This window comes from Carboxylicivirga marina, from assembly GCF_016612505.1.
GTDB classification, from domain to species: Bacteria; Bacteroidota; Bacteroidia; order Bacteroidales; family Marinilabiliaceae; genus Carboxylicivirga; species Carboxylicivirga marina.
On record NZ_JAENRR010000002.1, the window covers coordinates 172,707 to 198,448 of the forward strand.

Sequence of the window (25,742 nt, forward strand, 5' to 3'; positions counted from 1 at the left end):
AGTAAAAGGGAATAATAATTTTAACTCTATAAAACCGGGAGAATGAATGTAGAAAATGCAAAAGCGCAAATGCGGAAGGGAGTTTTAGAGTATTGCATATTGCTCATCCTGTCAAATGACGATGCTTATGCTTCTGATATAATTAATCAACTGAAAGAAGCTAAGATGATTGTTGTTGAAGGAACACTATATCCGCTATTGACGCGATTAAAAAATGCGAAACTCCTTAGCTACCGCTGGGAGGAGTCAACTCAGGGACCACCGCGTAAATATTACGCGCTTACCGATGAAGGTCGAACATTTTTAGGTGAAATGGATGCTTCATGGAATGCACTTGTGAATGCTGTTGATTTAATACACCAAACCAAAAACGTAACAGAACAATGAAACGAACAGTAACCATAAATATAAGCGGGCACATGTTCTACATCGACGATGATGCCTATACTCGCCTGCAAGCATATCTTGATAAAATTGAATCGACTTTCAGAGATCAGGAGAGCGGTGATGAGATTATTACAGATATTGAAAACCGGGTAGCTGAAATATTTAATGAGCGCATTAATAGGGAAACTGGTGTTGTAACCATCGACATGGTTGAAGATGTAATAACTACCATGGGTGAGCCAGAGCAATTTGAAGATGACGAGCCTGAGCAAAAGAAAAGTTATACCCCTCCAACAACCATGGTATTTCGAAAGGCCAATCGTCGTTTTTACCGCGATATTGACAACCGTGTATTGGGCGGTGTATGTGCCGGTATAGCTGCTTACTTTGGTATTGATGTGGTTTTGGTGCGTGTATTAACTGTTATTCTTACTTTTTTAACATCAGGTACACTGGCATTAATCTATGCAATTCTTTGGATTGCTTTACCAGCTGCACGTACAACGGCTCAAAAGTTACAAATGCGGGGCGAACGTATCACCATTGAGAATATAGAACGCAGTATTCGTGATGAATATGATGAGGTGAAACGAAAGTTTGGCAATTTTAAGGAGTCAAAAACGTATAAAAAAGGAGAGAGTTTTTTTAGTCGTTTTTCAAAAGGAGAGAAATCTACTGTTCTAATCATTATTGCAGTAGTTGGTGCCGCTATGTTGTTCAGTATGCAGCCATTTCATTCAGTTTTTAATGGAGCCTTTCATGGCATCTCAGCTGGGTTTGCAGGTTTGGGTTTTCATATAGCGCCAACATTTAATCATATTTTCTTTCCGGGTGCTTTAACCATTGTATTGGTACTGTTAGTTATCGGTTTGATTTTTAAAACAGTCCTAAAGATTATATTGTATTTAATCGCCTTTGTTTTGCTGGGATCGCTGGCACTTAAGGTTCTGTTCTGGCTATTTGGCGGCTTTATGCTAATGTGCTAACTCGAAATTAGTTTTACGATTAACCTTTCATTACGAATAAAATGAATAAAACAATAAATATAAATCTAGATGGATTAGCCTTTAAAATAGAAGAGGAGGCTTATGAACGACTGAATAGTTATCTGGATACCATTAAACAGCGATTAGGCAATAATGAGGAAGCGCAAGAAGTGATTGCGGATATTGAATCGCGAATTGCTGAGTTGTTTCAATATAAATGCCAGGGATGTACCATTCAGTTAAGCGATGTCGAAGAGATTATTCATACCATTGGAGAGCCTACCGAAATTATTGATGAAGAAGAAGTAGGAGAGGAGACTTCTGATAGTAAATCATCGGGTAGTTCAACGTCATCAACAACTTATGTAGGTAAGCGAGCGTTGTATCGCGATCCGGATGATCGTTTTCTTGGAGGCGTATGTGCTGGCCTGGGAGCTTACTTCGATGTCGATCCTTTAGTGTTTCGGATTATAGCTGCAGTATCGGCTTTTGCTTCGTTGGGAATAACAGTTGTAATTTACATTATCCTATGGGTTGCCATGCCTAAAGCAAAATCATTAGGTCAGCGTATTGAAATGCGAGGCGGAATCACATTTAAAAAAATGGGCGATAACATCAAGGAAGAATATGAAGCAGTATCGTCGAAGTTTAAAGAATATAAAAACAAACCAAATTATAAACGTATGCAAAATAGAGCTAACAAAACCGGAGATGTCATGGCCAATGGTCTTTATCAACTCTTAAATATCTTTGGAATTATTTTAGGAGTAGGCATCGTTATTTGGAGTGTGTTATCCATTATGGGATTAGTCGGGTTTTTTGCCTTTAAGGACACGTTGCTAGGCTTGGCTTTTACAGATGGTGAACATCTTCTGGCATCAGTCCCCGATCGTTTTCTGTCATACATGGATCAAAGCTTATTAACGGCAGCATCGTTGCTGGTTATCGGCATTCCATTTTTAGTGGTACTGTATTTAGGCTTAAAACTTATATTCCGCTTTAAAAGCCATGGTAAATTTGTTGGGATGACTGCCTTAATATTATGGATATCAGGTATTGTTTTGGTTTTCTTCACAGGTATTCGCATTGCCAAGAGCTTTGAGGAATCCGGGTCAGTGTCAAAGGTTCATGCATTTCAGCCGACAAGTTCTGAAACCATATACCTGAGAGCTTCAGAATATGAGATTTCCAGCAGCGATCGCGAATATCTGATGGATATTGATCATCTGGAGTTATTCTCTGAAGATGGTGATTTAATAGTTGAGGGGGCACCCATTATTAATATTTCCCAGGGTGAAAAGTTTCAGATGATAATTGATAAAAAAGCACGTGGACTTAATGATGATGATGCCGCATTTAATGCTGAAACCACCGAGTATAGTTGGTCGCAAAATGATTCTGTTATCTATCTTGATAAGAAATTTGTAATTGCAGAAGAAGCTTTGGTACGTAATCAAAAGGTGATTATTAATATCCAAATTCCTTATGGAAAGAGTATTGAGGTCAGCCCTTATTTGGATCGATTTATTGATGAATATTAGAATAAGTTAATGGCTGTTGGCGCATTGCCGACAGCTCCTTAAAACAATAATTATGAAACAAGTATTTGCAATAGTTATAGTAGTGGCGTTTTCATTGAATTTGAGCGCACAAAATCGTCCATCAGATAGGTTATTCGAAAAGATGGCTTTAAAGCCTGGCATCACCATGATGTCCTTTTCCAAATCAATGCTCGATGCTGTTAATCTTAATTTCGACGATGACGAAGGAGAAGACAGTAATGTAACCGGGGATTTAACTGAGGTTAAGTTGATGATTTATAAAGCGCCGGAAGATGAAGAAATCATTGATTTTAGAGAAACTACATTGAATTATCTGCCGCTTAGTCGTTACGATAAGGTAGAAGATGACGATCCGGATGAAGATGTGGAAATACGTATTTATCGCAAAGGGAAGAAGGTTTCAGAATGTCACATACTGTTTCAAGGAGAGACGAATGGTGTTCTGCTTTCTTTCTTCGGTGATTTTAAGATTGATGATGTAGATGAACTAGCCGAAAAGATGGATAGCTACAAGTGATTTCTTAAAAAGGAATCAATTAGTATAAATACAAAACGGAGCGCTTATTGAGGCGCTCCGTTTCTTATATAGCTAATAGCTTATTTTTTATTTAGCGTACTTATCGCCATCATAACCCCACTTAAGGTAGATTGAACCCCAGGTAAAGCCAGCTCCAAATGCTGCGAGGATAAGGTTGTCACCTTTTTTAAGGCTTTTTTCCCATTCCCAAAGGCACAATGGAATAGTGGCAGATGTGGTGTTACCATATCGCTCAATATTAATCATTACCTTTTCTTTAGGTAAATTCATTCTGTCACCAGTAGCACCAATAATACGCAGGTTAGCCTGGTGAGGAATTAACCACGAAACATCATCGGCCGTAAGATTATTACGCTCCATTATCTCAACAGATACGTCAGCCATTTTTGACACCGCATTTTTAAATACAGGCTGTCCCTCCTGATAAACCGAGTGTAATTTCTGGTCTACAGTTTCGTGTGAAGCAGGCATTACCGAACCACCAGCTTTCATATGTAAATGATGACGGCCAAAACCATCACTTCTTAAAATACTGTCGCGAATTCCAATTTCTTCTTCAGTAGGCTCAAGAAGTATAGCAGCAGCGGCATCGCCAAATAACACACAAGTTGTACGATCGGTATAGTCTGTAATGGCCGACATTTTTTCAGCACAAACCAAAAGCACTTTCTTTTTGGAACCTGAAACGATAAATTGTGATGCTGTGTCTAATCCATATAAGAAACCTGAACAGGCGCCATTTAAATCAAAACCGTGTCCGTTTTTAATGCCACATTTATCAGCAATAATATTTGCAGTAGCAGGGAATGGATGGTCAGGAGTAACAGTGGTGCAAATTACCAAATCAATTTCCTCAGGCTTAACACCTGTTTTCTTAAAAATTTCATTTACAGCTTCAACGCCCATGTCTGATGCTCCAAGGCCTTCGCCTTTTTGGATGTGACGTTCTTTAATACCTACCCGAGTCATGATCCACTCGTCGGTGGTATCTACCATTTTGCTCAACTCGTGATTATCAAGGATATAATCTGGTGCATATCCTCCAACGGCTGTAATTACTGCACTGGTTTTTTTCATTTCACTTTCTTTTTTCGCTTATGCACATATAATCAATGTGATAAACCGATTGGAAACATTCAAAAATTAATTCTAAAACTCCATTTATGAACTATTTTTTTGCTTCCGGTATTTTCAATGACTTTATAAATGGCACCACACCTGCCACTTATTTATATTATAACCTATCAACATACAAAAATCCCATATGTTTGATAAGACAATTAGTAAACATCTTATTTAGGGCGAGTACAAATGTAAGAAATCAGCTATAGTATACAAATGATTTGCTTTTATTGCCCTAAAACAAAATTTGCCCTCAAATTTCTTTGAGGGCAAATTTTATTGAATGCGGATTCAATAAACTATGCTGTTACTTCTTTTTCTACAGCTAATTTTCCACGGTAATAACCGCACTCACCACACACTGTATGCAACTTAACTGAAGCACCACAGTTTGAACATACTCCCAATGCAGGTGCTACTGCTTTGTAGTGTGTTCTTCTCTTGTCTCTTCTCGTTTTCGAGATCTTTCGCTTAGGATGTGCCATTTTTCAACCTATTTATTTGATTTATCAACTAAATTTTTCAGAGCCGCCCATCGCGGATCTATATCATCGTCCTGCTCCTCATCCGTTTTTTCTTCAACCAAATAATTATCCAGTTGATTCACCATTTCAGCATCGCAGGTTACGTTGCCATCTTCATCTTCAGGGTGAACGTGCCTTATTGGCAAGGCTACACAAATAAATTCATAAATCAATTGTGCTACATTGATTTCATTTTCTTCGTGCGGCAAAACAATAATCTCCTCGGTTGGTTCATCATACTCCTCGCCAAACTTAATGTACATCAGCGATTCGTTTTCAACCGGAAGCGTTAAAGTTTCCAGGCAATTGTCACAAACAGTTTCCACATCACCATCAATTTTAAATGATAAAGTCAAAAGTGCTGAGCTTTTATTTAACTCAACATCTGCTCTTAACCCTCCTTTTTCAACCAATGGTTGTTCAAATAATTTAAAGAATTCTTCACCTATTTCGTAGTTAAACAGGTGTTTACCTTCTTTTAATCCTTTGAATGGAATGCCGTAGTTTCTCAATCTGTCCACTTTTCCCTTTCTAAAAACTGTGCAAAAGTATAAAATAAACCAACGTGAGAAAAGAAAAGTACTTTTTTTTACTTTTCTATTTTTAATAAGTAATGTTGTTTCAGGCTTTTGGAAGTGTTATTCTAAACGTGGTACCTTTACCTAATTCTGACTCCTTCACGAATAATTTACCGCCATGATATCCTTCAACAATTCGTTTTGCCAATGAAAGGCCAAGTCCCCAGCCACGTAACTTAGTAGTAAAGCCGGGTTTGAAAATCGTTTTAAATTGCTGACGTTGTAGACCCTTGCCAGTGTCTTTTATGTCAATATGTATATGGCCGTTGATGTTTTTTATACTAAGGTTTATTTCTCCTTGTTCCTTAATGGCATCAACCGCGTTTTTACAGATGTTTTCAATCACCCACTGAAATAAGACCTTATTGATATTGACCATTAAATAAGGTATGTCGCCAGCATTAATCGAAAACTGAATGTTTGATGCCGTACGCCGCTTCAGGTAATTTATGATTTCTTCGATGGCCAGTATGAGAGGTTGCTCTGTTAATTCGGGCTTTGAACCAATTTTTGAGAAGCGATCGGTTATGACCTGTAGTCGTTCAACATCTTTTTCAAGCTCCAGGGCAATATCCTCATTTTCTTCTTTAAGTTTTAACAAATCAACCCAGCCTAATAACGATGAAGTTGGTGTTCCTAATTGATGGGCAGTTTCTTTTGACATGCCAACCCATACCTGATCCTGTTCCGCTTTACGGGCTCCATTAAATGCGATGTAGGCAATGAATATAAATAAGGCAACGATGGATAATTGTATGATTGGAAACCATTCCAGTTTTTTAATTAATACAGAATCGTCATAGTACAGATATTGCAATTCGTCTCCTCCTAAATCAATAATTAGAGGTTCGCCATTACTCATCAGCTTCCCGAGTGCTTTTTTTAGAGCAAGGTCCTCGTTTTCTTTTGGTAGTTTAATATTTCGGTGTGAGTTAATGGTAGAATCGTCTTCTACAATAATGATGGGAATAGTTGTATTCTGACTAATCACTTCTAGTGTTAAACCAAGTTCGTCTTCACCGGCTCCACTTTGAGTAATCTGCTTAATAGCCTGAATCCATATTTCAACACTTTTACGTTCTTCTTCTTTAAGTTCTTTTGTAAGATTGTCAGTATACACCAAAGTAAAGAAACCGATAGTGATGGCTCCAATAAGAAGAAATAGTTTCCAAATGCGCTTATGTGTATAAAAACTCATGCCTAATTAATTAAAAGTCTATCAACACAAACGAGGAACTATTGGTTTTATTTTAAGTTGGAAACTAAACATTACACCACTTGGCAATCATGCGCGATAGATCTTCTACTTTGGTTGGTTTGGTAATGAAGTCATCCATACCAGCATTAAGTACTCGTTCTCGCTCCGACTCATCAACACTGGCTGTCATGGCTATTACAGGGCAATTTTCGCCAGTTGTACGCATTTGTTGTAGTGCTTCTATGCCATCCATTTCAGGCATTAGTACATCCATAAAAACAATGTCGTATTTGTTTTTTCGCATCTTAATAACAGCTTCGAGCCCATTGGATGCAATATCAATTTTGTGTCCTATTTTGCCAAACAGGTTTTTAGCTACACGTTGGTTAAGAATGTTATCTTCAGCTACAAGTACTTTTAAAGACTGGGTGTTTTGTAATTGGGCAATGGATAATCTATTGCTCTGAATATTTGGGAAGAAACGGATGACAAATTCTTCCAAGGTTTTTAATTCAACGGGTTTTCGTAAATACACATCGGCACCAATTCGCTTGGCTAAAGAGGTGTTAGATGGTTCAAAATCGGAACTTTGCATGATAATAGGCATCCGCTTGTGTAAGCGGTGATTGTAAATGGTTTGTAAGAACTCCAGACCATTAAAATCGGGGCGATGATCAATGATAAGCAGATGGTGTTTATTATCGGTTCTGATAATATCAATAGACTCTGTAGATGGTGGAAGTACCTTGTAGTCGATGTGTAAGGATGCAAGGTTTTTTATCAGAATTCGAACCTGAAGTGGCTCGTCGGAAATAACAAAGGCTCTTACTTTACGAAGATTGGAAATATGATTGTAGTTGAAATGCTTATTGTGCGTTTTTGATTTATAAGGAATGGTGAATGCAAACTCCGCACCAGGCGAATCAGGCTCATCGGAAATACCTGAAGGACTATTAACCCATATTTCACCACCCATCATATTCACCAATTGTTTTGAAATAGTTATTCCCAACCCGCTGCCTCCATATTTACGCGTTGTACTTTCATCTTCTTGAGAGAATGAGTTGAAAATGGTATTGATTTTATCTTGTTTGATACCAATGCCGGTGTCTTTTAGAGAAAATAGAATGACAGGCGATCCATTAACCCCTCGGGCTTGTTTAACACTTAAATGAATGCGTCCTTTATCGGTGAACTTAATGGCGTTGCTTAATAAGTTATTTAAAACCTGACGTATTCTGATTTGATCACCTAGATAGTTGTCGGGTAATTTCATCAAAGAGGTCCAGGTTAGTTTGATGCCTTTGTCCTTCGCTCTTGGCGAAAACGATTTTATAGTGTCTTCAATTTCCTCACGCAAATCAAAAGGGATAGATTCAATCTCAAATCGACCGGCTTCCATTTTTGAAAAGTCGAGTATGTCGTTTATTAGTGCCAATAATGTATCTGCTGAACGCTTTACAACAGATAATAAATTTCTTTCGTTATCATCTTTTTCAGATGATATTAGAATGTCAGTCATGCCAATAATGCCGTTTAATGGCGTTCGTAATTCATGACTGATGTTAGCGATAAATGTCGATTTGGCTTTGTGCGCCATCTCTTCATCTTTTCGTTCCTTCTCAAGCGAAGATACTTCTACAAATACCTGAATTGAGTACTTCTCACGTAGCAGGTAAAAGGGTATTTGTTCGTGCAGTATGACGGTCTCCTCATTGTTTTTGCTTTTGAGAATGTACTTATTTGACTTTGCTGAATAAGTGGTTTTGTCTAATCGTATTTTATTCTCAAATAGAATCTCGTCACTTGCCAGTCGACCTACTAACTGGTCTTCATCGTCAAAGGCAAATAGTTTTAATGCGGCTTTGTTAACCTGTCTGATTCGATTGCGATTATCCATCAGTACAACGCCTACAGGCATGTAATACACCATTTTACGTAGCGCCTGTTCTGATTTCATAAGCGTTTGTTCATCATTGGCATGCCTTCGTTGATAGATGCTAAAAACCAGCACTATTAGGCAGATGATAAACAAAGATATTCCTCCAACTAAAAAGGAATATCGTGCGATGGATTCCGTGATTATTTTCTTCGGCATTGAAAAGGCCAAATAGTAACTTACTTCGTTAAGGTATAGTTGGCTAAACATGGTAAGTACTTTGGTTTTTTCGCCATTAACCTCAATGTTATGCACACTCGAAAACCAATCTTCATTTCCGATTTTATCATCAATACCATTAAGAATCGGAATAAATCTATTTTGAAGTAAGGTGTTATAAACAACTTCTCCGTTGGGCTTCATTACCCATTGAAAGTTTACATTCTCAACATGGAAGTTATGAAATATTGACTCGAAGAAATCGTTCAGATCCATATCGAATTTTACAAAGCCGATTATTTCACTTTCCTTATGTAGGGGTTGAATGTATAAAATACGTGTTCCTTGCGGATTGATTAGCACTTTGGCTTTTCTTACACTAACGTTTTCGGTATGACTGAAAGCTGAAATGAAGGTGCCTTGTTTGCTTCGTCGTAATTCAAATTCGTTGCCCTTGGTGTCGTAAATCGATAATTCATTCAAATGCTCACTAAAGCCGCTGTATAAAAGCTCAAGTCTTTTTTGAACTTCAATGGAATGACCGCGTGATATGAAAAGGCTGTCCAGTTCTTTTTGAGAGATTAATATGGATATGCCAGTGTTGGTTTTATTGGCAAATTGACTGAGTTTGTCTCGTACCATCAGCGATTGCTTCAGTAGGATGTCTTCCTGAGTCTCTATCTGCCATTTGTACGTGTCGATGTAATAATAGACGTTGGAGACTATCAAAAATGCAATACTGATAAACGCTATGGTAAAAGCTCTTCTCATTAATTGACTTGGCGCAGGCCTTTATTTATCTGTATTTTTCGTTGCGGTTAAGTAATATGCTTAGATAACTCTCGTACCTCGAAAGTGCTATGTTACCACTTTCAACGGCTTCTTTAACACTGCAACCAGGTTCGCTGTAATGCGAGCAGTTGTTAAAACGGCAATTTTCAGCAAATTCAAATATCTCTTTAAAGTAATGATACAACTCTTCTTTCTCTATATGAATCAATCCAAAGCCTCTGATGCCAGGAGTGTCAATTATGTAACCGCCAAAACTAAGTGCATGCATCTCGGCAAATGTTGTTGTGTGCTTGCCCGATTGATGAATGGCAGAAATTTCGGCTGTTTTAAGGTTCAGTTCAGGTTCAACGCGGTTAATTAAAGTTGATTTGCCTACACCGGAGTGTCCGCTTAGCACTGATATTTTATTTTTCAGTAAGGCTTCCACTTCACTTAAGTCAGCTTGCTTTTTTGCCGACACCGCTAATGTTTTATAGCCAATTCCTTCGTAAAGGTTACGCCAATCGTCTAAAATTTGCATGTGTTTCGCATCGTACCTGTCGGTTTTATTGAATATTATCGTAACAGGTATGCCATAAGCTTCAGATGCAGCAATAAAGCGGTCTACAAAAACTCGCGATGTCATTGGGTAATTGATGGTCACAATTAATACCGCCTGATCAACATTGGCAGCAATAATATGTGATTCCTTTGATAAATTGGTGGCTTTACGGATAATGTAGTTTTTACGTTCTTCTATTTTAGAAATAACGCCTTCGTTCGAACCATCATCGTCATAAACAACGCGATCGCCAACAGATACCGGATTAGTGCTTTTAATGCCTTTTAGCCTGATTTTTCCTCTTATTTGACAGACTACTATTTCGCCATTATCAGACAAAACGGTGTAGCGACTGCCGGTCGACTTAATTACTAATCCATTTTTTTGCTCCATCCAAAAACATTTTTCTCAAAAATAAACGAATGATTCAAAAATACCCATTATGTTTTAATTCTTTTTAGCTCAAAGCATATCTTTTGGCGAAATAGAATGTTAATTTGGAATATGAAGCTTAAAAATGTTGCTTTTTTTACACGAACAGGTCATTTTCATTTAGCAACGAAGGTAATTATGCCTGTTAATTATCTATTTTTGTATAGGTCAACGTGGTTTGACGATTAAATACACATTCAATAAAGTGGACGATAAGAAGGTAAAAGTATTAGAAGCAGAGAATGCACGATTGAAGCGCATGATGAAACGTATTTATCATGGAGCCTGGGGGATGCCTTTTAAGCCAGAAGGTGATAGGCAGGCTGTTTCATCGGGATACCTACCTTTGTATTTATCTACACTATTAGCTGCTGATGACTCCTTTCAGAAGCGTATGAGCCAGGTGCTTGAAGTGCTTGGACAATTTGCCGATGTCAGCCGTATTTATATTTTTGAAAATCATGCTAATGGTATCGATTTCTCAAATACCTACGAATGGTGCAACAATGAAGTGACATCTGAAAAAGAAAATCTCCAAAATTTATCCTATAGCGATTTTAAAGAATGGCAACGCCTGCTTGTTGAAGATGGAATTATACAAGCGAGTGATGTCACTTCTTTACCTCAGGAAGTTCACAATACTTTATCTCAACAGGGTATTCAGTCTGTGCTCGTTTATCCTTTATGGGTTAAGGAAAAGTATTATGGTTTTATTGGGTTTGATGAGTGTAGCTTTAACAGACAATGGCTGCCGCACGAAACCGATTTATTGCAAATGGCAGCGCGTTTAATAGCCAATGCTTTCGAACAAGAAGCGATATCTGTTGAAATACGAGAAAGTCATGCCGAGGTACTTAAAGTGAATAAGGAGTTGGCCGACAAAGAGCGATTTCTGCAAAATATTCTCAGCTCGGCACCTGTTGGTATTATGCTCGTGCAAAACAGAGTTATTAAATACATTAATGAAGCTACCCTTGCCCAATCAGGTTATACCAAAGAAGAGTTACTGGGGGCTTCGGTTGCCGATTTGTATTTCGATGGAGAGCATAATGAAGAGTTGGTTCGTCAGTTCTATACCGATATAAAGACGAATGGCATTGGCAGTATGGAAGCGCATATGAAGAGTAAGTATGGTGATGAAATTATCATAAAAGTACTCGGAACACCTGCTCCTCAACATGCTGGTGAAGATAGTTACCTCATAATAGGTGAGGATATTACCCACGTTAAGAAAACAGAAGTTCACCTGAGAGAAAGTGAAGAACGCAACCGAAAATTAATAGAGGCCACCATTGATGGTATTTTTATCATTAACGACAAGCTTCAGTTGGTTTATGCTAATACTTCTGCGTGTGATATGCTTCATTACAGCAATGAGGAAATATTCGAACTGAGCGTAAATGATATCTTTCCAACAGATGAATTTGTTAAGCGTTTTGAAGAAATAATCGGGGACGTCAAAGGAGGCGTTGATTTTAAGGGAGATACTCAATTAATCAATAAAAACAAGAAGCTGGTTCATGCCGAAATTTATGTAACCACACTTAATTTACATGGCGATTTACATTATTATGTGTCGATACATAACATTACTAAGCGTAAGAATAATGAAGCATCGTTAAAGACCAGTGAACAAAAGTTCAGAGCTTTAACTGAGAATTCACCTGACCATATACTGCGAATAGACAGCAAGGGTGTCATTTCTTATTGCAACACAGCCTTCTTAAGTGATTTTGAATTACATGAGCAGTTTTGTTTAGGTAATAACCTTGGTGCAATTAAGGAGTTGCCCAAAGAATTGGTGGAAGGCTTAATGGTAAATGTTGATAAGGTGATTACCTCAGCCGAATCAACCAATATTGAGCTTGAATACCGTTTTAAAGATGTTATTCGTGCTTTTGACTGGACTATTACACCGGAAACTAAAAATGCACGCTTGTCATCGGTGTTGCTTGTAGGTCGCGATTATACCCAGAAGAAAAAGGCCGAGCAGGAGTTGTTGGTAGCAAAAGAAAAAGCAGTAGGTGCCGATAAGCTTAAGTCAGCTTTTTTGGCCAATATGAGTCATGAGATAAGAACTCCCCTAAATGCCATTGTAGGTTTTACCAATTTGCTTAAGGAGGATAATATCTCAGAAACAGAGAAGATTGAATACGTTGATATTGTTAATAAAAGCTCAGAGAATCTGATGGAGCTGATTAACGATATTGTGGATTTGGCCAAGATTGAAAGTGGTGAACTAACCTTAGTTAAAGAGTCGTATAATGTAATTAAGTTATTAACTGAATTGCACCTGCTCTTTGAAAAACGCATGGCCATTGACCAAAAAACACACTTAAAGTTCTACCTTAACCTACCAGATGATAAAACCACTTTGAATGCGGTATGTGATCATCGTCGAGTACGCCAGGTGTTGATCAACCTCTTGGGCAATGCCTTTAAGTTTACACAAAAAGGATTTATCGAATTTGGCTATAGCACTGAAGGTGATAATGTTCGTTTCTATGTACGTGATACCGGCATCGGTGTTGCTGCAGATATGCAATCGTTTATTTTCGAACCTTTCAGACAAGCCGATGAGAGTACCTCAAAGAATTATGGCGGTACAGGATTAGGTTTATCCATTTGTAAAAGGCTGGTAGCAGCTCATGGTGGCGATATTGGTTTAAACTCAGAACCCGAAACCGGATCGGAATTCTACTTTACTCTTCCGCTTGCTAACCAGGAAAAAGTAAATGGTGTAGCGAAGGAAGTTAAAAAGGAAGAGCCTAAAGTGGTGATGCCGGCCAACTACACATGGGCTAATAAGATGATGCTGCTAATTGATGCAACCAGTACGGCACAGTTACAGATGCGCAAGGTGCTTGATCGAACGAAAATAACACTAATGTCAGCTCGGACTCAAAAATCAGCCCGTGAATTGCTGCTCAAGCGTAATGACATTCATATTGTTCTAATGGATTTAGAAATGCCCGGACTTGAATTAGATGGCTTTATCGATAGTATCAGACAGATGGGGATATATGTACCATTTATCGGGCAAACCACTCAGAAGTTAAATGCTGAAGACAAATTGAAATATCAGGAGATGGGTTTTGCGCATGTATTTGAAAAGCCCGTTAACAGCGATGAACTGTTGCATGCCTTCAATGATTCTTTAAATGGTGTTGAAGTAAAATAGAACCTAAACGTTAATCCCTTTCTTAGCTGAGTCAAATTGCTCACGAACATCATCAAACTGTAAATAAGGAAATACCGATGGCGCTATCGAACGCAATGGTTCGAATAGGTGAGATGATTCCTTTTGTTCTTCTGGAATAATACTGTAAGTACGTTCAAAACTTCCCAGGATGGCCATTATTACACTAATAATAAAGGCATATTTAAGGAGGCTAAAAATGGCGCCCAACACCCTGTTAATCATCCCTAATGCTATTGCCGACACCAGCTTATCAACAGCTTTGGCGATTAAGTGTACTCCAACAACAATAAGTATAAATGTGATAATGAAGGCGGCGATGCCGATGTAAGATGAGTCGATGTATTCGATTAAATACGATTCGGTAATGCTGCTAAATTGTATGGCACCGAATAGGCCTAAAACTAAAGCTGCTAAAGAGGCCAGTTCAATGATTAATCCATTTTTAAAGCCCTTGATTATGGCCAATATCAAGATGATACCTGTGACGATGTCAAAATAATTCATGTTGTTTAGCTTAGCAGATGTTGTCCCGAAATTCTGCATTTTGATGTGCTAAAATTAGAAAAAGAATTGGGGATACCGAAAGTGATACGATGTTTTACTCTTTTTCTTAATGAATCTAAATATGGCGCGCTAAGTAATCGTATTATAAAAACTCTTATTTTTCAAACGGCATCGTTAATAAAAGACAAATTAGTATTTTATAACACAAAATCCCTTTTCAAAATTTCTATACGGCCTTAAATTGTCGGTTTAAATTAAAAATCGCAGCCATGAAAAATGTAGATGGGATTGATTTATCTATTATTGAGGAATTCAGTAGTGCAATCAGAGGAGAAGTGCTGACGTCAAAAAGTTCGGATTACGATAATTGCAGGAAAGTATATAACGGGATGATTGATAAACGTCCGGGTATGATTGTGATGTGCCAGGATGTAGCCGATGTGATACAGTGTGTTAAGTTTGCACGGCAACAGGATTTGCTGGTCAGCATCAGAGGTGGTGGACACAATGCGGGCGGATTAGGAATTTGTGATGATGGACTGGTGATCGATCTATCGGGCATTAAGTTTGTGAAAGTTAATCCTGCTGATAAAACAGTTTGGGTTGGTGGTGGAAATGTGTGGGGCGAAGTAGACCATGCTACCCATGCTTTTGGATTAGCCGTGCCAGCAGGTATTATTTCCACAACCGGCGTAGGCGGATTAACGCTCGGAGGTGGTGTGGGACACCTCACCCGACGTTTCGGGCTGACCATTGATAATCTGCTGGAAGCCGATATGGTGTTGAGTGATGGCAGCTTTGTAACAGTTAATGAGAATCAACACCCCGATTTATTCTGGGCCATTCGTGGAGGCGGCGGAAACTTTGGTGTAGTAACAGCCTTTAAGTTTCAGGCACATTCGTTATCATCGGTTGTGGCAGGTCCAACGCTGTGGCCAATCGAAAAAACTGAAGAGATTATGGATTGGTATCATCAGTTTATACATATTGCACCTGATGAGCTCAATGGGTTTATCGCCACCATGGTGATACCCGGCGATCCGTTCCCCGCTCATTTGCATAACAAGCCTTTCTGTGGTATTGTGTGGTGTTATAGTGGTGATGCTAAAAATGCCGATAAAGTTTTTGAACCTGTTAGGGCCAAACAGCCATTGTTTGAGATGGTGGGCGAAATGCCTTATCCATCAGTACAAACTTTGTTTGATGCGATGATGCCACGTGGTATGCAGTGGTATTGGCGGGCCGATTTCTTTAACGAACTAGGGCCTGAAGTGCTTGCAGCTCATCGAAAGTTTGGGGCAGACATACCAACGCCGTTGTCGCAAATGCATTTATATCCACTGAGCGGAGCAGGAAGTCGACCGGCAGCTGATGATACGCCCTGGGCTTATCGCGATGCGAAGTATGCTGGTGTTATTGTAGGTGTTGACCCTGATCCGGCTAAGGCCGATAAAATAACACAATGGTGTAAATCGTATTGGGATGCCTTACATCCCTATTCGGCCGGTGGTGCCTATAGTAACTTTATGATGGAAGAGGGGCACGAAAGGGTAAAGGCCAGTTTTAAGTATAACTACCAACGACTGACAAAGGTTAAAAAGAAATATGATCCGGATAATTTCTTTAGAGTCAATCAGAATATTAAACCGGAATAATAAGGCTTAAACCCATAAGGCATTTGCACCTTATGGGTTTTTAAAATTTAAGCGTACTTAAAAAAACATTTGGTATTATTGATTGATCGGCAGTGTCAAATGCTCGAATACCTTAGTCTAAATGCTAAGTAAGTGAAAACGGCATATGCCTGTTTCGCGTCTATCCAATACGATTAACTTCTTTCAGGGCATCCGTATTTTTGATGATAATTTTTTTATTCTCAATACTTAGCATGCCTTCTTTTTCAAACTCTTTGATAAATTTAATGGCACTTTCGATGGTGATGGATGCAAAGTCGGCAATTTCTTGTCGGGTAAGGTAATCAAATACATTTTCATCTTTGAACTGGTCTGATGACAAATACAGCAGGGTAGAGGCCAGCTTTCCACGCATTTGCTTATAGGTCAGGTCATAAATGATATCCAGGTACCTGTGCTCCCTTTTGTAATTGCGCGATGTCATCTCCAGTGCAAACAATGGATTTTTAACAAGCAGCGATTTGAAAGTGTCCTTGTCTATCATGCACACTGTTGTTTCTTTCATGGCGACAACTGAATAAGGATAGATTGTTTCGCCGAAGATGGTGAAATAGGCGAGGAAGTCACCTTTTTTTATCAATCGTAAGTTAATTTGCTTTTGTAAGCCCTTCTGGTTGAATTTTCGGGCAAGCCCGTTGTTGACAAAAATGACATAATCAGCAAAGGCGCCTTGTTTAATAATGGTTTCGCCCTTATAGTATGTGACCTGAGTTTTTTGATCATTAAATAGCTTAATGTCTTCTTCTGACAGGTTTTTAAAACACTCGTACGATGTAAAAAAGTCTTCCATTAGATGTTTGCTGTGTGTACAAAAATAACCATTTCAATGGATATAGCCCGATGCAGTTGTTGCTCTCTTTTACATCTATAGTTGCATATATACGAAGGGCGTTATTATATTTTGTATGAAAATTCATATAATATTACATACGTCATCCGGATTTATCACAACTGCTTTTGTTTTCGGTGAATAACAGTACAATCTACTTTTGTGCTCATATAAAACAGACAACATGAACAAAAAAATTCTGGTAGTTGTACTGCTCTTAAGCAGTCTGATGACAATAAGCACAGCACAGGTAAATATTAGTGGTGAATTACGAAGCAGAGGTATTGTTGACCACGGCTTTAAAGTGCCCGTTTTGGATGGTACTGATGCTAAAGCTTACTTTGATCAACGAACACGTGTGCAATTTGATTACTCAAAAGACAAGTATTCAACACGTATTACCTTGCAAGATGCCCGCATGTGGGGTGGTGATGACATCGTCAATAAAGTAGGTGCTTTTGGTAACTCCAATTCATTTGGTTTGTACGAAGCCTGGGTGAAATTAAATGTAAATGAAAATTCATCGCTTAAAATTGGGCGTCAGGAGTGGAATTATGATGATATGCGCATTTTAAGTTTTCGTGATTGGCTAACGGCAGGTCAGAGTTACGATGGATTACTATATGAATTGAAGAGCGGTAAAAGCAAGCTGGATATTGGCTTGTCATACAACAACGATGGTAGCCGACAAGGTATACCCGATAATTCGGACTGGAATCCCCTGAAGTTAAAAACCATGAATTTCATTCGCTTGCATCGTCAGCTGGGCTCTAAGACAAGTATTGCGGCTATGGCCACCTTATCCGGCAGAATGGACACCACCAAAAATAACCTCTTGGCAACGGGTACACACGGCATCAACCTCTTGCATAACTACGGTAAAAAAGGCAACGATGGCTTTTTATTGCGTTTCTCGGCCTATTACCAGCACGGAACGGATGTGAACAAAGGTTCAGATAATGCCTATAAAGGTATTTCGGCCTACCTGTTATCGTTTGAAGCCGGGGTGCGTACGTTAAATAAAAAGTTGGAGCTAAAAGCCGGAGCTGAGTTGATATCGGGCCACGATTATAAAGATACTGATGCGGATTACCAAAATACGCGTCACACCTTTGATATGCAGTACAGTGCTATTCTGCCTTATTATGGCGGTAACATGAATCATTTTGTTTTTCAGGAGAGCTATAAGTTAGGGACTAAAAGCGGTGGTTATTTCGATCCGTTTATTAAAGCTAAATACCGATACAGTAAAAAAGGCTTTGTGGAAGCAGCTTTCTTTTTTCCGTACCTGACAACCGATGTGAGGGCGCATGCCACAATCGATCCGATAACTCAAAAACCTAAGGGTGGCGAAGTTGATGAAAACGGCAACCCTGTATATTGGAAAGGCAATCTGGGGCGGTATTTCGATGTGAAAACAGTTTATCAATTATCACCAGACATTAACCTGAAAGCCGGTTTTAGCTATGGTATTGTTTCTGATATTAAAAACCAAATGGTTTATGGTTATAAAGATGCGGCTAGCAAGGAGCTGCACGATATGGGTAACAACTATTTTGGCTGGATTATGCTAACCGTAAAACCTAAGTTCCTTTAAAGATATTCTCAAAAACAATACCCGATTAAGTCTGAAAAAAATCGCAACTATCCTGCTCTTTTAAAATTATTAATCCTTTTAAGAACATTGATACATCATGTCACAAGTCATTAATTATTCAAGCTTAAAGCCGGCCTATAATATAAAGGCCAAAAGGACTTTTACTGTTGTAAGAAAATATGCGTTTCTTTTCACACTTATGGTGGCCATTGCAGGTCAGTTTGAGCCTAAATTGGGACTTCTGGTTATCCCCATTATGATTGGTCTTTTGATTGCATCCTTTTTTAAGGGACGCTACTGGTGTGGTAATATTTGCTCGCATGGCTCTTATTACGATTCTCTACTGTTACCATTTAGTCGAAACACAAAGATTCCGAAGTTTATGCAATGGACAGCGCTTTCGCTGATTGTGATGGCATGGTTTGGTTTTCGCATGGGAACTGGTTTTATGCGTGCGGCAGAATCATATGGAACGGCTGATTTTTGGGATAAGACAGGTGTTGTGTTTGTCAATGCTTACATGATGGTGGTGATGGTGGGAACCACCTTTAGTCTATTGGTGAGTCCGCGCATGTGGTGTAATGTGTGCCCAATGGGTTTTATGCAAAAGCTGTCGCACTTTATGGGTCGAAAGGCAAAGGTGACAAAGGCTACCGAAGAGATGGTAACCATTTCGGATGAGCAGCAATGTCATAAATGTGCCAAATGCGCACGGGTGTGTCCAATGCAGCTATCACCATATAATAGCTTTAATAAAAAGAACCAGTTCGATAGCAATAATTGTATTAAGTGTTCGACCTGTGTGGGGAATTGTCCGGCGGGTATATTGACCTTTTCAAATGAAAACACAGCAAGGTTCATTACCAAAAATGTAAAAAAAGAAGCTGGTGAAAACAGGGGTCGATTTACAACTACTATCCATCGTATTACAGCCCTTAAGGGTGATGTGAAAGAATTTGTTTTTCAACTGTCTGATGAATCGATAAAATTTAAAGCTGGTCAGTTTATTTTGGTTAAGATTCAGGATAAACCAGAAATGTTCAGAGCTTTCTCAGTGTCTTATTTCGATGAAGAGAACAATCGCATTGGCGTTACCGTCAAGAAAGCCCCAAATGGCTATGGTTCCGAAATTCTGTTTAACGACTTCGAGGAAGGAATGACCGTCGTGCTTGAGGGGCCTCTGGGTGATGAGATTGTGATAGATGAGAAGACTAAAAAAGCCGTTTTTGTTGGTGGGGGTATTGGTATTACGCCTTTTGTTCCGTTGGTTCAAGATGCCATTGAGCGCGATCAGATTGAAGAAGTGAAATTGATTTACGGAGTGAATAAAGAAAGTGAACTTATTTACATCGATAAGTTTAAAGCGATGGAAAAGGAGAATAACAAGTTTGAATTTATACCGGTTATTGCCTTTGATGACAAGTGGCCAGGTCAAAAAGGTTTTGTAACCAATGTTTTGGAGCAGCTCGATTTGACAGATAATGTTATTTATATGTGCGGTCCTAAACCGATGATTGATGCATCGTTAAAAACATTAAGCCAACTGGGAGTTAAGAAGGAGAAGATACGTTACGAAAGTGCGTAAGGTATCGATTTTATATAAATGCTTTTGCCTTGACATAGGCGTTGTTTGTTTACACATTCAAATTAAACCTGAGTAGCCAGAGCTCAGGTTTTTTTTAAAATCAAAGCCCATATGGCAATTGTTACCTTATGAGCTTTGATTTAAATAGACACTACTATTTTGCATTTTTCATTCTGTCAAACGCATTAAATCATCCGACTGTCATTCATCTTAAATTGATGACTATCCACGTTAAAAAACTGTGTTACTTCGTTCGAGTCAATCGAATATTAAATCAGAATAGAGAGATAGCAATTATTTTTGTTGTGTTACACAATAAAAAAGTCTTGATTTACTCATGTATTTTCGTCAAGACTTTTCTCAAATATATGTAAACTGATTAGTTACGTAATATTGCTTCAAAAATCCTGCGAATGTATGATGTAAAACTTTTGATAGCGTTATGTGCAAATGAGGTAATAGTCAGAAAGACAGTTTGAGGAGTGTGTTTTGTTGCATAACAGTTGATGTATGTGATTTATTTTGTTCAGCTGTGTCTATCTACTAAAAATAACTAGCTTGAGAATTCTAATATTACCTGTTAGCCTTGTCTAGATGAAGACATGGCTGTTGCCCTGTCTCTTTCCAAAGTTGAGAAATACATGTAACCCTATATACATCGATACGTACTCTAGGTGTTATAAATTACCTAAACATCGTAACATGTTAAAAGTATCTTTTTTTATTATTGCATTTATCATGATGCATAACCTGGGCTTTGCTCAAACGGTTGTACGACAATCTATTGGTACAGTTGGCAAGTCGATAAGTACGGATGAGATCAGTGTGCAACAATCCATCGGTTTGCCATACAGTACGCCCAGAACATCAGGCGTCAAGCCAGGCTTTATTCAATCGACACATTTCGAAGTTGAAAAGTTGTCATCAACGTTTAAAATGGAGCTTCAGGTATATCCGAATCCGGTTGGTCAGGAGTTAAATATCAAAGCGGGTGCATCATTAAAAGATGCGCATATTAAGGTGATTGACATGAGTGGTTCGCTGATTTACAGTAACACTCAATCGTTATTGAATAAATACCAGGTAAACTGCAGTAATTGGCCTGCGGGGATTTATTTTGTCATCGTTTCCGATGGTAAGCACACACATAAATCAAAAGTTGTAAAGAAGTAAGCACAGAGGGGTAGGGCCATCCGTTAATGTTATTGCAATGGATACAACCCTGATGTGGTATAGCTCAATAAGCAGAAGTCACCAGTCTGAATATTCAGTTGTGCTTTGACAAATCTGGTTATTAGCTTGACTCATTTATTTATCTAATAATTAAATTGACAATGAAATTAATTAATAAACTACTTGTTGGCATTTGTTTACTGGCAGGTGTATCAACAGCATCGTTGGCACAGCATAGTGTGACAGTCGATGTTTCTCAAAACATTACCAACTTCAGCTTTACGAATAGTGCAGGTGAAGCCATTAAGGATTATAATCCTGCCTATTCAGGTAGTTATGCCTTGGGGTATCGTTACTCAATGGAAAACGGATTGTTTTTCCCCGCAAAACTAGGTATGCGTAAGGCAGGTGCTTCTTATATTTATGATACATCTAATTATATATGGGATTTACGATATGCTGATGCCCGTTTGGGAGTAGGATACAATTATTCGTTTGGTGAGTTTGCAGTTCATGCATCTGTTAGTGGGTATTATGCCTTTCTGTTAAAAGCTAATCAGGTAATTAACAATGAACATTACGACATCAAAGAAGCCGGACAGATTAGTAATAATGACTTTGGTGTATTTATCAGCCCAGGTGTCAACTATTCGGTGAGCGAGCACATCTCGCTATTCCTCGATTTAAATTACATGATGGGTTTGCAAAATCTGGAGACCAGTGGTGAGCAAGAGTCTGCCAATAAATTATTTGGTGCTTCTGTTGGAGTGGCCTTTACATTGTAATTGACGAGCTTAAAAACAGGTAAGACACCAATGCGTTTTTTTGTACTTCTGCACAAACAAGAGCAACTAAAAACCATTGCGTGTTACACGAAACAAACGAAAATAAATTTGAACAGATGAATAAATATATAGTTTTAATAGCAGTTTTCTTGTTAGCCGGATTAGCTGTAAAGGCTCAGGATAAAGTGGCTAACCTGGAGGGGATTAATTATCAGGCGGTTGCCTTTGATGATGAAAACCATGAAATAGTTGGTGCTGATGTGGTTAATAAACCATTATTCGAGCGTGAGATTGGTATTCGTTTTACAATTACCGATGGTCCTTCGGGGACGGTGACCTACTACGAAGAGGAGCATATAACCACCACTGATAAATATGGAATGTTTGGAGCGACGATAGGTCTTGGAACAGCAGTGGGTGGCGACTATGCCAAGTTGTTAGATATTCCATGGATTAACGGCGATCAGTGGTTAATGGTTGAGATATCTAAAAATAACGATGGTTCGTATAAACAGGTTAACTACGACAAATTAATGGCTGTTCCGTTTGCTTTTTATACCGATGATATTGCAGATAACTCCATTACTACTCATAAGATTGTGGATGAGGCAATTTTAGCAGAGGATATCAATACGGGTGCCGTTGAAACGTCAGAAATACTTGACGAAACAATTCAAGCTCAAGATATTGCGACCGGTGCTGTTGAGTCATCAGAGATTTTAGATGAGACGATTGTGGCTGGTGATATTGCAACAGGAGCTGTCGAAAGTGCAGAGATATTAGATGGAACGATTCTAAATGAAGACATCGCAGATGCTACTGTTGATTTAACATCAAAGGTGACTAATATTTTACCAGTGGCAAATGGTGGTACTGGTTCTGATGGTTCCAATCTAGTGGATGGTCAGATATTAATTGGGGATGCAGCCAGCGGTCGATTTGTGCCTACCAAGATTACACCGGGTGATGGTATTCTAATTACTGAAACGGCAGGGCAAATAACCATTGCATCGCCACCTATTTCTGCCAGTGTGGATTCAGATGGTACTTTTACAATTCCTGTCGGAAGTAATGGTGATATATCGGCGGGTCAATCGTGGGAATCACCGGCGAGTCTTCAGATTCCTCCTATTGAAGGAAAACCATTCGAGATGGGCGACCTTTTTCTGGCATCAGCAAATGTGGACCTAAAGGGTTGTTTGCTGTCTGTTTACCTTCAGAGTGTAGCTGGTGGCGGAGATGCCAAACTTAAGGTTGTGCTTTTCAATCCTACAAACAATACAGTAACATTACAAACGCCAGTAACCTTTAAATTCTTATTGGTGAAGTAATGCATAAAATGATGCGACTGATGGCCGGTGCCTTATAGGGTACCAACTTAATATCGTAAGAGCTGCAATACCTTTATTGCAGCTCTTTTTTCACATACATTAATACCCACATTTTGATAGTGGCACAGGAATTGATAATGGCATACGCAATGTTCAATAATGCCTGTATAAGGTGTTTCGATACCTAATATTGAATAAGCTACAGTGTTGTTAATTATTCAATTACTTTTGTCCTTAGATAAATGGAGGATGAAAATGAATAGAAGAACAGAAAAACCATCGGCCGAAGCGAAAGCGCTTTCACTTTTTTTAATGGCTTTTAAGGCAAGCGATCAGGATATTAAACAGCAATCTAAGCGTATGAAAAGGTTGTGGGATATTGTGCTAGAAAATGATTCGCGCATGAAAGACTACATTAAAGAGGTACAAAAGCTATTGGCTCTGCATGGTGGATATGATATAGTTGTAGAAAAAACGGTGAAGCATTACATCGAAAAAACAGGCGAATGGAAATTAGAGGGTGATGATAAATTTTCGGTAGATGCACAGCGTGTAGCTGATGAACTGAAGAAGAAGTAAACCTCATTGATATTGATTTGTATACAATAATTATAAAAAGACCATAAGGAGCTTCCTTATGGTCTTTAAAATTACAGGCATTGTCACTATTTGCTATTCCGCTTTATTATAGCGCTTCTTTACATTCATATTATTGGTTTCAATTATTTGTGCTACGGTATTGTGCAAATCCGAATACTTTGCTTCATCTACTTGTACCATAGCACGCAAATACACCACCAGCTTATCGTTAATGCTGTTTAGCAATTCCTTTTTTACCTCGCTGGCTGTAGCCTGATTCTCATCATTGGCCTTGCTGGCCAGGTAAGTGAGATTAGACGCTTTCACGCCATCTTGTGAAGCATCAAGTCGCGAGATTAATACACTTAATCCCGGTAGGGTGCCAACAAAAGGTTGAATATCCGTTGCCATCAGGTCATTTAACAAGGACTCGGTCAGCGACGATTGTACCGCATTGCTTTGTCTCACAATGTCCAGAGTATACTTGTCGAGCACTGTTTGCACCGCCACGGCAGCCTGCTTTATTGTTTCGTCAGGATGGTGCAAAAAGCCCATATTTAGGTAAAACACATCCCTGGTGTCTGCATCGCGTTGGCTGTCATTCTCTTCCAGTTCCGACTCCGACTTGTCGCGTTTAATGGCCGTGTTTAAGGCTAACGATCGTTGGCTAATCTCTACCTGCAGACTGCTCAAATGAGTATCGGCCGACCAGTCGCCTTTTTTCATGGCATCCAGTATTTGCCTGCCCACGCTGTCTACTTCCGTGGTGCGGCTCGATGATCTTAATTTTTCCATCATAATTTATTTGTTTTAGGTTTATATGAAAAGCACAATGCCTGTGGTATTAAAAGTTGTGATCACCATGATCCTGGCGAAAACTATTTTTCTCAGGATCATGGTGACGATTGGTGAAACATCAACGCGGGGGCAATCGTCATAATGACGAAAGGCTGCGCGCCTTCGTTTGGTCAAACGTCATGGTGACGATTGAAGAAACATCTTGTTTTTACCATTCGTCATTATGACGAATCATGAAACGCCAGCGTGTGACCATTCGTCACGATGAGGATGCTTCAAACGCCGCAATATCCCTTCAATTTCCTTTTTTATTTAACCTGAATGGTGATGTGATAACCCGAATTGGGTTTTAATAATGTAGTTGGTGAGCTGTGTTGCACCTGGAAATAGTGGTGCAGATCTGGGGTTAGGGTAACTGATGTAATTCATGATTTGGTTAAGTTGTTATTTGTTTAGTTGTACGATATTAAATGGTTAATGTAAATGTAATACAAAAGATAATAATTATTGATAAGGAAATGAGATTTTTTAACGTGGAATGGGTAATAGTTGAGCATTTGGAATGCAGAGTTTGTTGTGACGAGATGCAAAGAGTGATGAGCTAAGGATGAAATCACATGGCGATAGATAGTGTGGCGATTAAGAAGAGTGTGGATTTTGGAGAGGTTCATCAGTTTCTAATGTAAGTTAAAGAAGAATAGTACAATCTTTAAATTTATATCAATTGTTAACAGTGACTGGATAAATGATAATAAGGAGGCGATGTTTTATAATTACTGATGTTTCCCACGTAAGTTAAAACGCTGAATGTCAAGCAAAAAGAAGCATGGTTCGCTTTGTTAATTCATTAATAATCAGTATATTAATGGTGCGATATTAACAAAAGAATCATGCTTCAGAATAAAAG

General features: G+C 38.7%; 21 protein-coding genes. 12 read left to right on the top strand and 9 right to left on the bottom strand.

All coding sequences use genetic code 11. From position 1 onward, the window contains the following. Positions 1–42 precede the first annotated feature (42 nt). Genes JIV24_RS01735 through JIV24_RS01750 form a run of 4 tightly spaced genes read left to right on the top strand, consistent with a single transcriptional unit; the run spans position 43 to position 3,452 of the window. Positions 43–387, top strand: a complete 345-nt coding sequence (locus tag JIV24_RS01735) for a PadR family transcriptional regulator (RefSeq protein WP_200463273.1) — start codon at positions 43–45, stop codon at positions 385–387. Beyond that, complete coding sequence (locus tag JIV24_RS01740) at positions 384–1,373, top strand: PspC domain-containing protein (RefSeq protein ID WP_200463274.1); 990 nt, start codon at positions 384–386, stop codon at positions 1,371–1,373. The genes JIV24_RS01735 and JIV24_RS01740 overlap by 4 nt, the downstream gene beginning before the upstream one ends. A gap of 41 nt (positions 1,374–1,414) precedes the next feature. Beyond that, complete coding sequence (locus JIV24_RS01745; protein ID WP_200463275.1) at positions 1,415–2,914, top strand: PspC domain-containing protein; 1,500 nt, start codon at positions 1,415–1,417, stop codon at positions 2,912–2,914. Between the two features lie 52 nt (positions 2,915–2,966). Beyond that, positions 2,967–3,452, top strand: coding sequence for a DUF4252 domain-containing protein (locus tag JIV24_RS01750; RefSeq protein ID WP_200463276.1), 486 nt, complete (start codon positions 2,967–2,969; stop codon positions 3,450–3,452). Between the two features lie 87 nt (positions 3,453–3,539). Here JIV24_RS01750 and JIV24_RS01755 read toward each other — a convergent pair whose 3' ends face one another. The 6 genes from JIV24_RS01755 to rsgA form a co-directional block, all read right to left on the bottom strand. After that, complete coding sequence (locus JIV24_RS01755; RefSeq protein WP_200463277.1) at positions 3,540–4,550, bottom strand: beta-ketoacyl-ACP synthase III; 1,011 nt, start codon at positions 4,548–4,550, stop codon at positions 3,540–3,542. Positions 4,551–4,894: 344 nt separating this feature from the next. After that, positions 4,895–5,080, bottom strand: a complete 186-nt coding sequence (rpmF, locus tag JIV24_RS01760) for a 50S ribosomal protein L32 (protein ID WP_200463278.1) — start codon at positions 5,078–5,080, stop codon at positions 4,895–4,897. A gap of 8 nt (positions 5,081–5,088) precedes the next feature. After that, entirely contained in the window at positions 5,089–5,640 is a 552-nt protein-coding gene (locus tag JIV24_RS01765; RefSeq protein WP_200463279.1) for a YceD family protein, read from the bottom strand. A gap of 100 nt (positions 5,641–5,740) precedes the next feature. Continuing rightward, positions 5,741–6,895, bottom strand: a complete 1,155-nt coding sequence (locus JIV24_RS01770) for a sensor histidine kinase (protein WP_200463280.1) — start codon at positions 6,893–6,895, stop codon at positions 5,741–5,743. A 64-nt stretch (positions 6,896–6,959) separates the two neighbouring features. Further along, positions 6,960–9,764 carry a response regulator gene (locus JIV24_RS01775; protein WP_200463281.1) on the bottom strand — a complete coding sequence of 935 codons (2,805 nt, stop codon included), beginning with the start codon at positions 9,762–9,764 and terminating at the stop codon, positions 6,960–6,962. A 25-nt stretch (positions 9,765–9,789) separates the two neighbouring features. Next, entirely contained in the window at positions 9,790–10,719 is a 930-nt protein-coding gene (gene rsgA, locus JIV24_RS01780; protein WP_200463282.1) for a ribosome small subunit-dependent GTPase A, read from the bottom strand. Between the two features lie 244 nt (positions 10,720–10,963). Here rsgA and JIV24_RS01785 point away from each other — a divergent pair, with 244 nt between their 5' ends. Beyond that, complete coding sequence (locus tag JIV24_RS01785; RefSeq protein ID WP_200463283.1) at positions 10,964–13,939, top strand: PAS domain S-box protein; 2,976 nt, start codon at positions 10,964–10,966, stop codon at positions 13,937–13,939. A gap of 3 nt (positions 13,940–13,942) precedes the next feature. Here the strand turns inward: JIV24_RS01785 and JIV24_RS01790 are convergent, their stop codons facing one another. Further along, on the bottom strand, positions 13,943–14,464 hold the full coding sequence (locus tag JIV24_RS01790) for a CvpA family protein (RefSeq protein ID WP_200463284.1): 522 nt from the start codon (positions 14,462–14,464) through the stop codon (positions 13,943–13,945). A 269-nt stretch (positions 14,465–14,733) separates the two neighbouring features. On the opposite strand from JIV24_RS01790, the gene JIV24_RS01795 reads away from it, so the two are divergent. Beyond that, entirely contained in the window at positions 14,734–16,119 is a 1,386-nt protein-coding gene (locus tag JIV24_RS01795; RefSeq protein WP_200463285.1) for an FAD-binding oxidoreductase, read from the top strand. Positions 16,120–16,279: 160 nt separating this feature from the next. Here the strand turns inward: JIV24_RS01795 and JIV24_RS01800 are convergent, their stop codons facing one another. Next, positions 16,280–16,948 (bottom strand): Crp/Fnr family transcriptional regulator, encoded by a 669-nt coding sequence (locus tag JIV24_RS01800; protein ID WP_200463286.1) that lies wholly within the window; start codon positions 16,946–16,948, stop codon positions 16,280–16,282. Positions 16,949–17,171: 223 nt separating this feature from the next. Here JIV24_RS01800 and JIV24_RS01805 point away from each other — a divergent pair, with 223 nt between their 5' ends. From JIV24_RS01805 to JIV24_RS01830, 6 genes are all read left to right on the top strand, one after another. Continuing rightward, positions 17,172–18,584: an alginate export family protein gene (locus JIV24_RS01805; RefSeq protein ID WP_200463287.1), complete on the top strand. Its 1,413-nt coding sequence runs from the start codon at positions 17,172–17,174 to the stop codon at positions 18,582–18,584. 97 nt (positions 18,585–18,681) lie between these two features. Continuing rightward, on the top strand, positions 18,682–20,169 hold the full coding sequence (locus JIV24_RS01810; RefSeq protein ID WP_200463288.1) for a 4Fe-4S binding protein: 1,488 nt from the start codon (positions 18,682–18,684) through the stop codon (positions 20,167–20,169). A gap of 702 nt (positions 20,170–20,871) precedes the next feature. Next, entirely contained in the window at positions 20,872–21,342 is a 471-nt protein-coding gene (locus tag JIV24_RS01815; protein ID WP_200463289.1) for a T9SS type A sorting domain-containing protein, read from the top strand. A 161-nt stretch (positions 21,343–21,503) separates the two neighbouring features. Next, complete coding sequence (locus JIV24_RS01820) at positions 21,504–22,127, top strand: outer membrane beta-barrel protein (RefSeq protein WP_200463290.1); 624 nt, start codon at positions 21,504–21,506, stop codon at positions 22,125–22,127. A gap of 116 nt (positions 22,128–22,243) precedes the next feature. Then, entirely contained in the window at positions 22,244–23,458 is a 1,215-nt protein-coding gene (locus JIV24_RS01825; RefSeq protein ID WP_200463291.1) for a hypothetical protein, read from the top strand. Between the two features lie 255 nt (positions 23,459–23,713). Further along, positions 23,714–24,037 (top strand): hypothetical protein, encoded by a 324-nt coding sequence (locus JIV24_RS01830; RefSeq protein WP_200463292.1) that lies wholly within the window; start codon positions 23,714–23,716, stop codon positions 24,035–24,037. A gap of 93 nt (positions 24,038–24,130) precedes the next feature. Here JIV24_RS01830 and JIV24_RS01835 read toward each other — a convergent pair whose 3' ends face one another. Continuing rightward, positions 24,131–24,832, bottom strand: coding sequence for a DUF6261 family protein (locus JIV24_RS01835; RefSeq protein ID WP_234445665.1), 702 nt, complete (start codon positions 24,830–24,832; stop codon positions 24,131–24,133). Positions 24,833–25,742 lie beyond the last annotated feature (910 nt).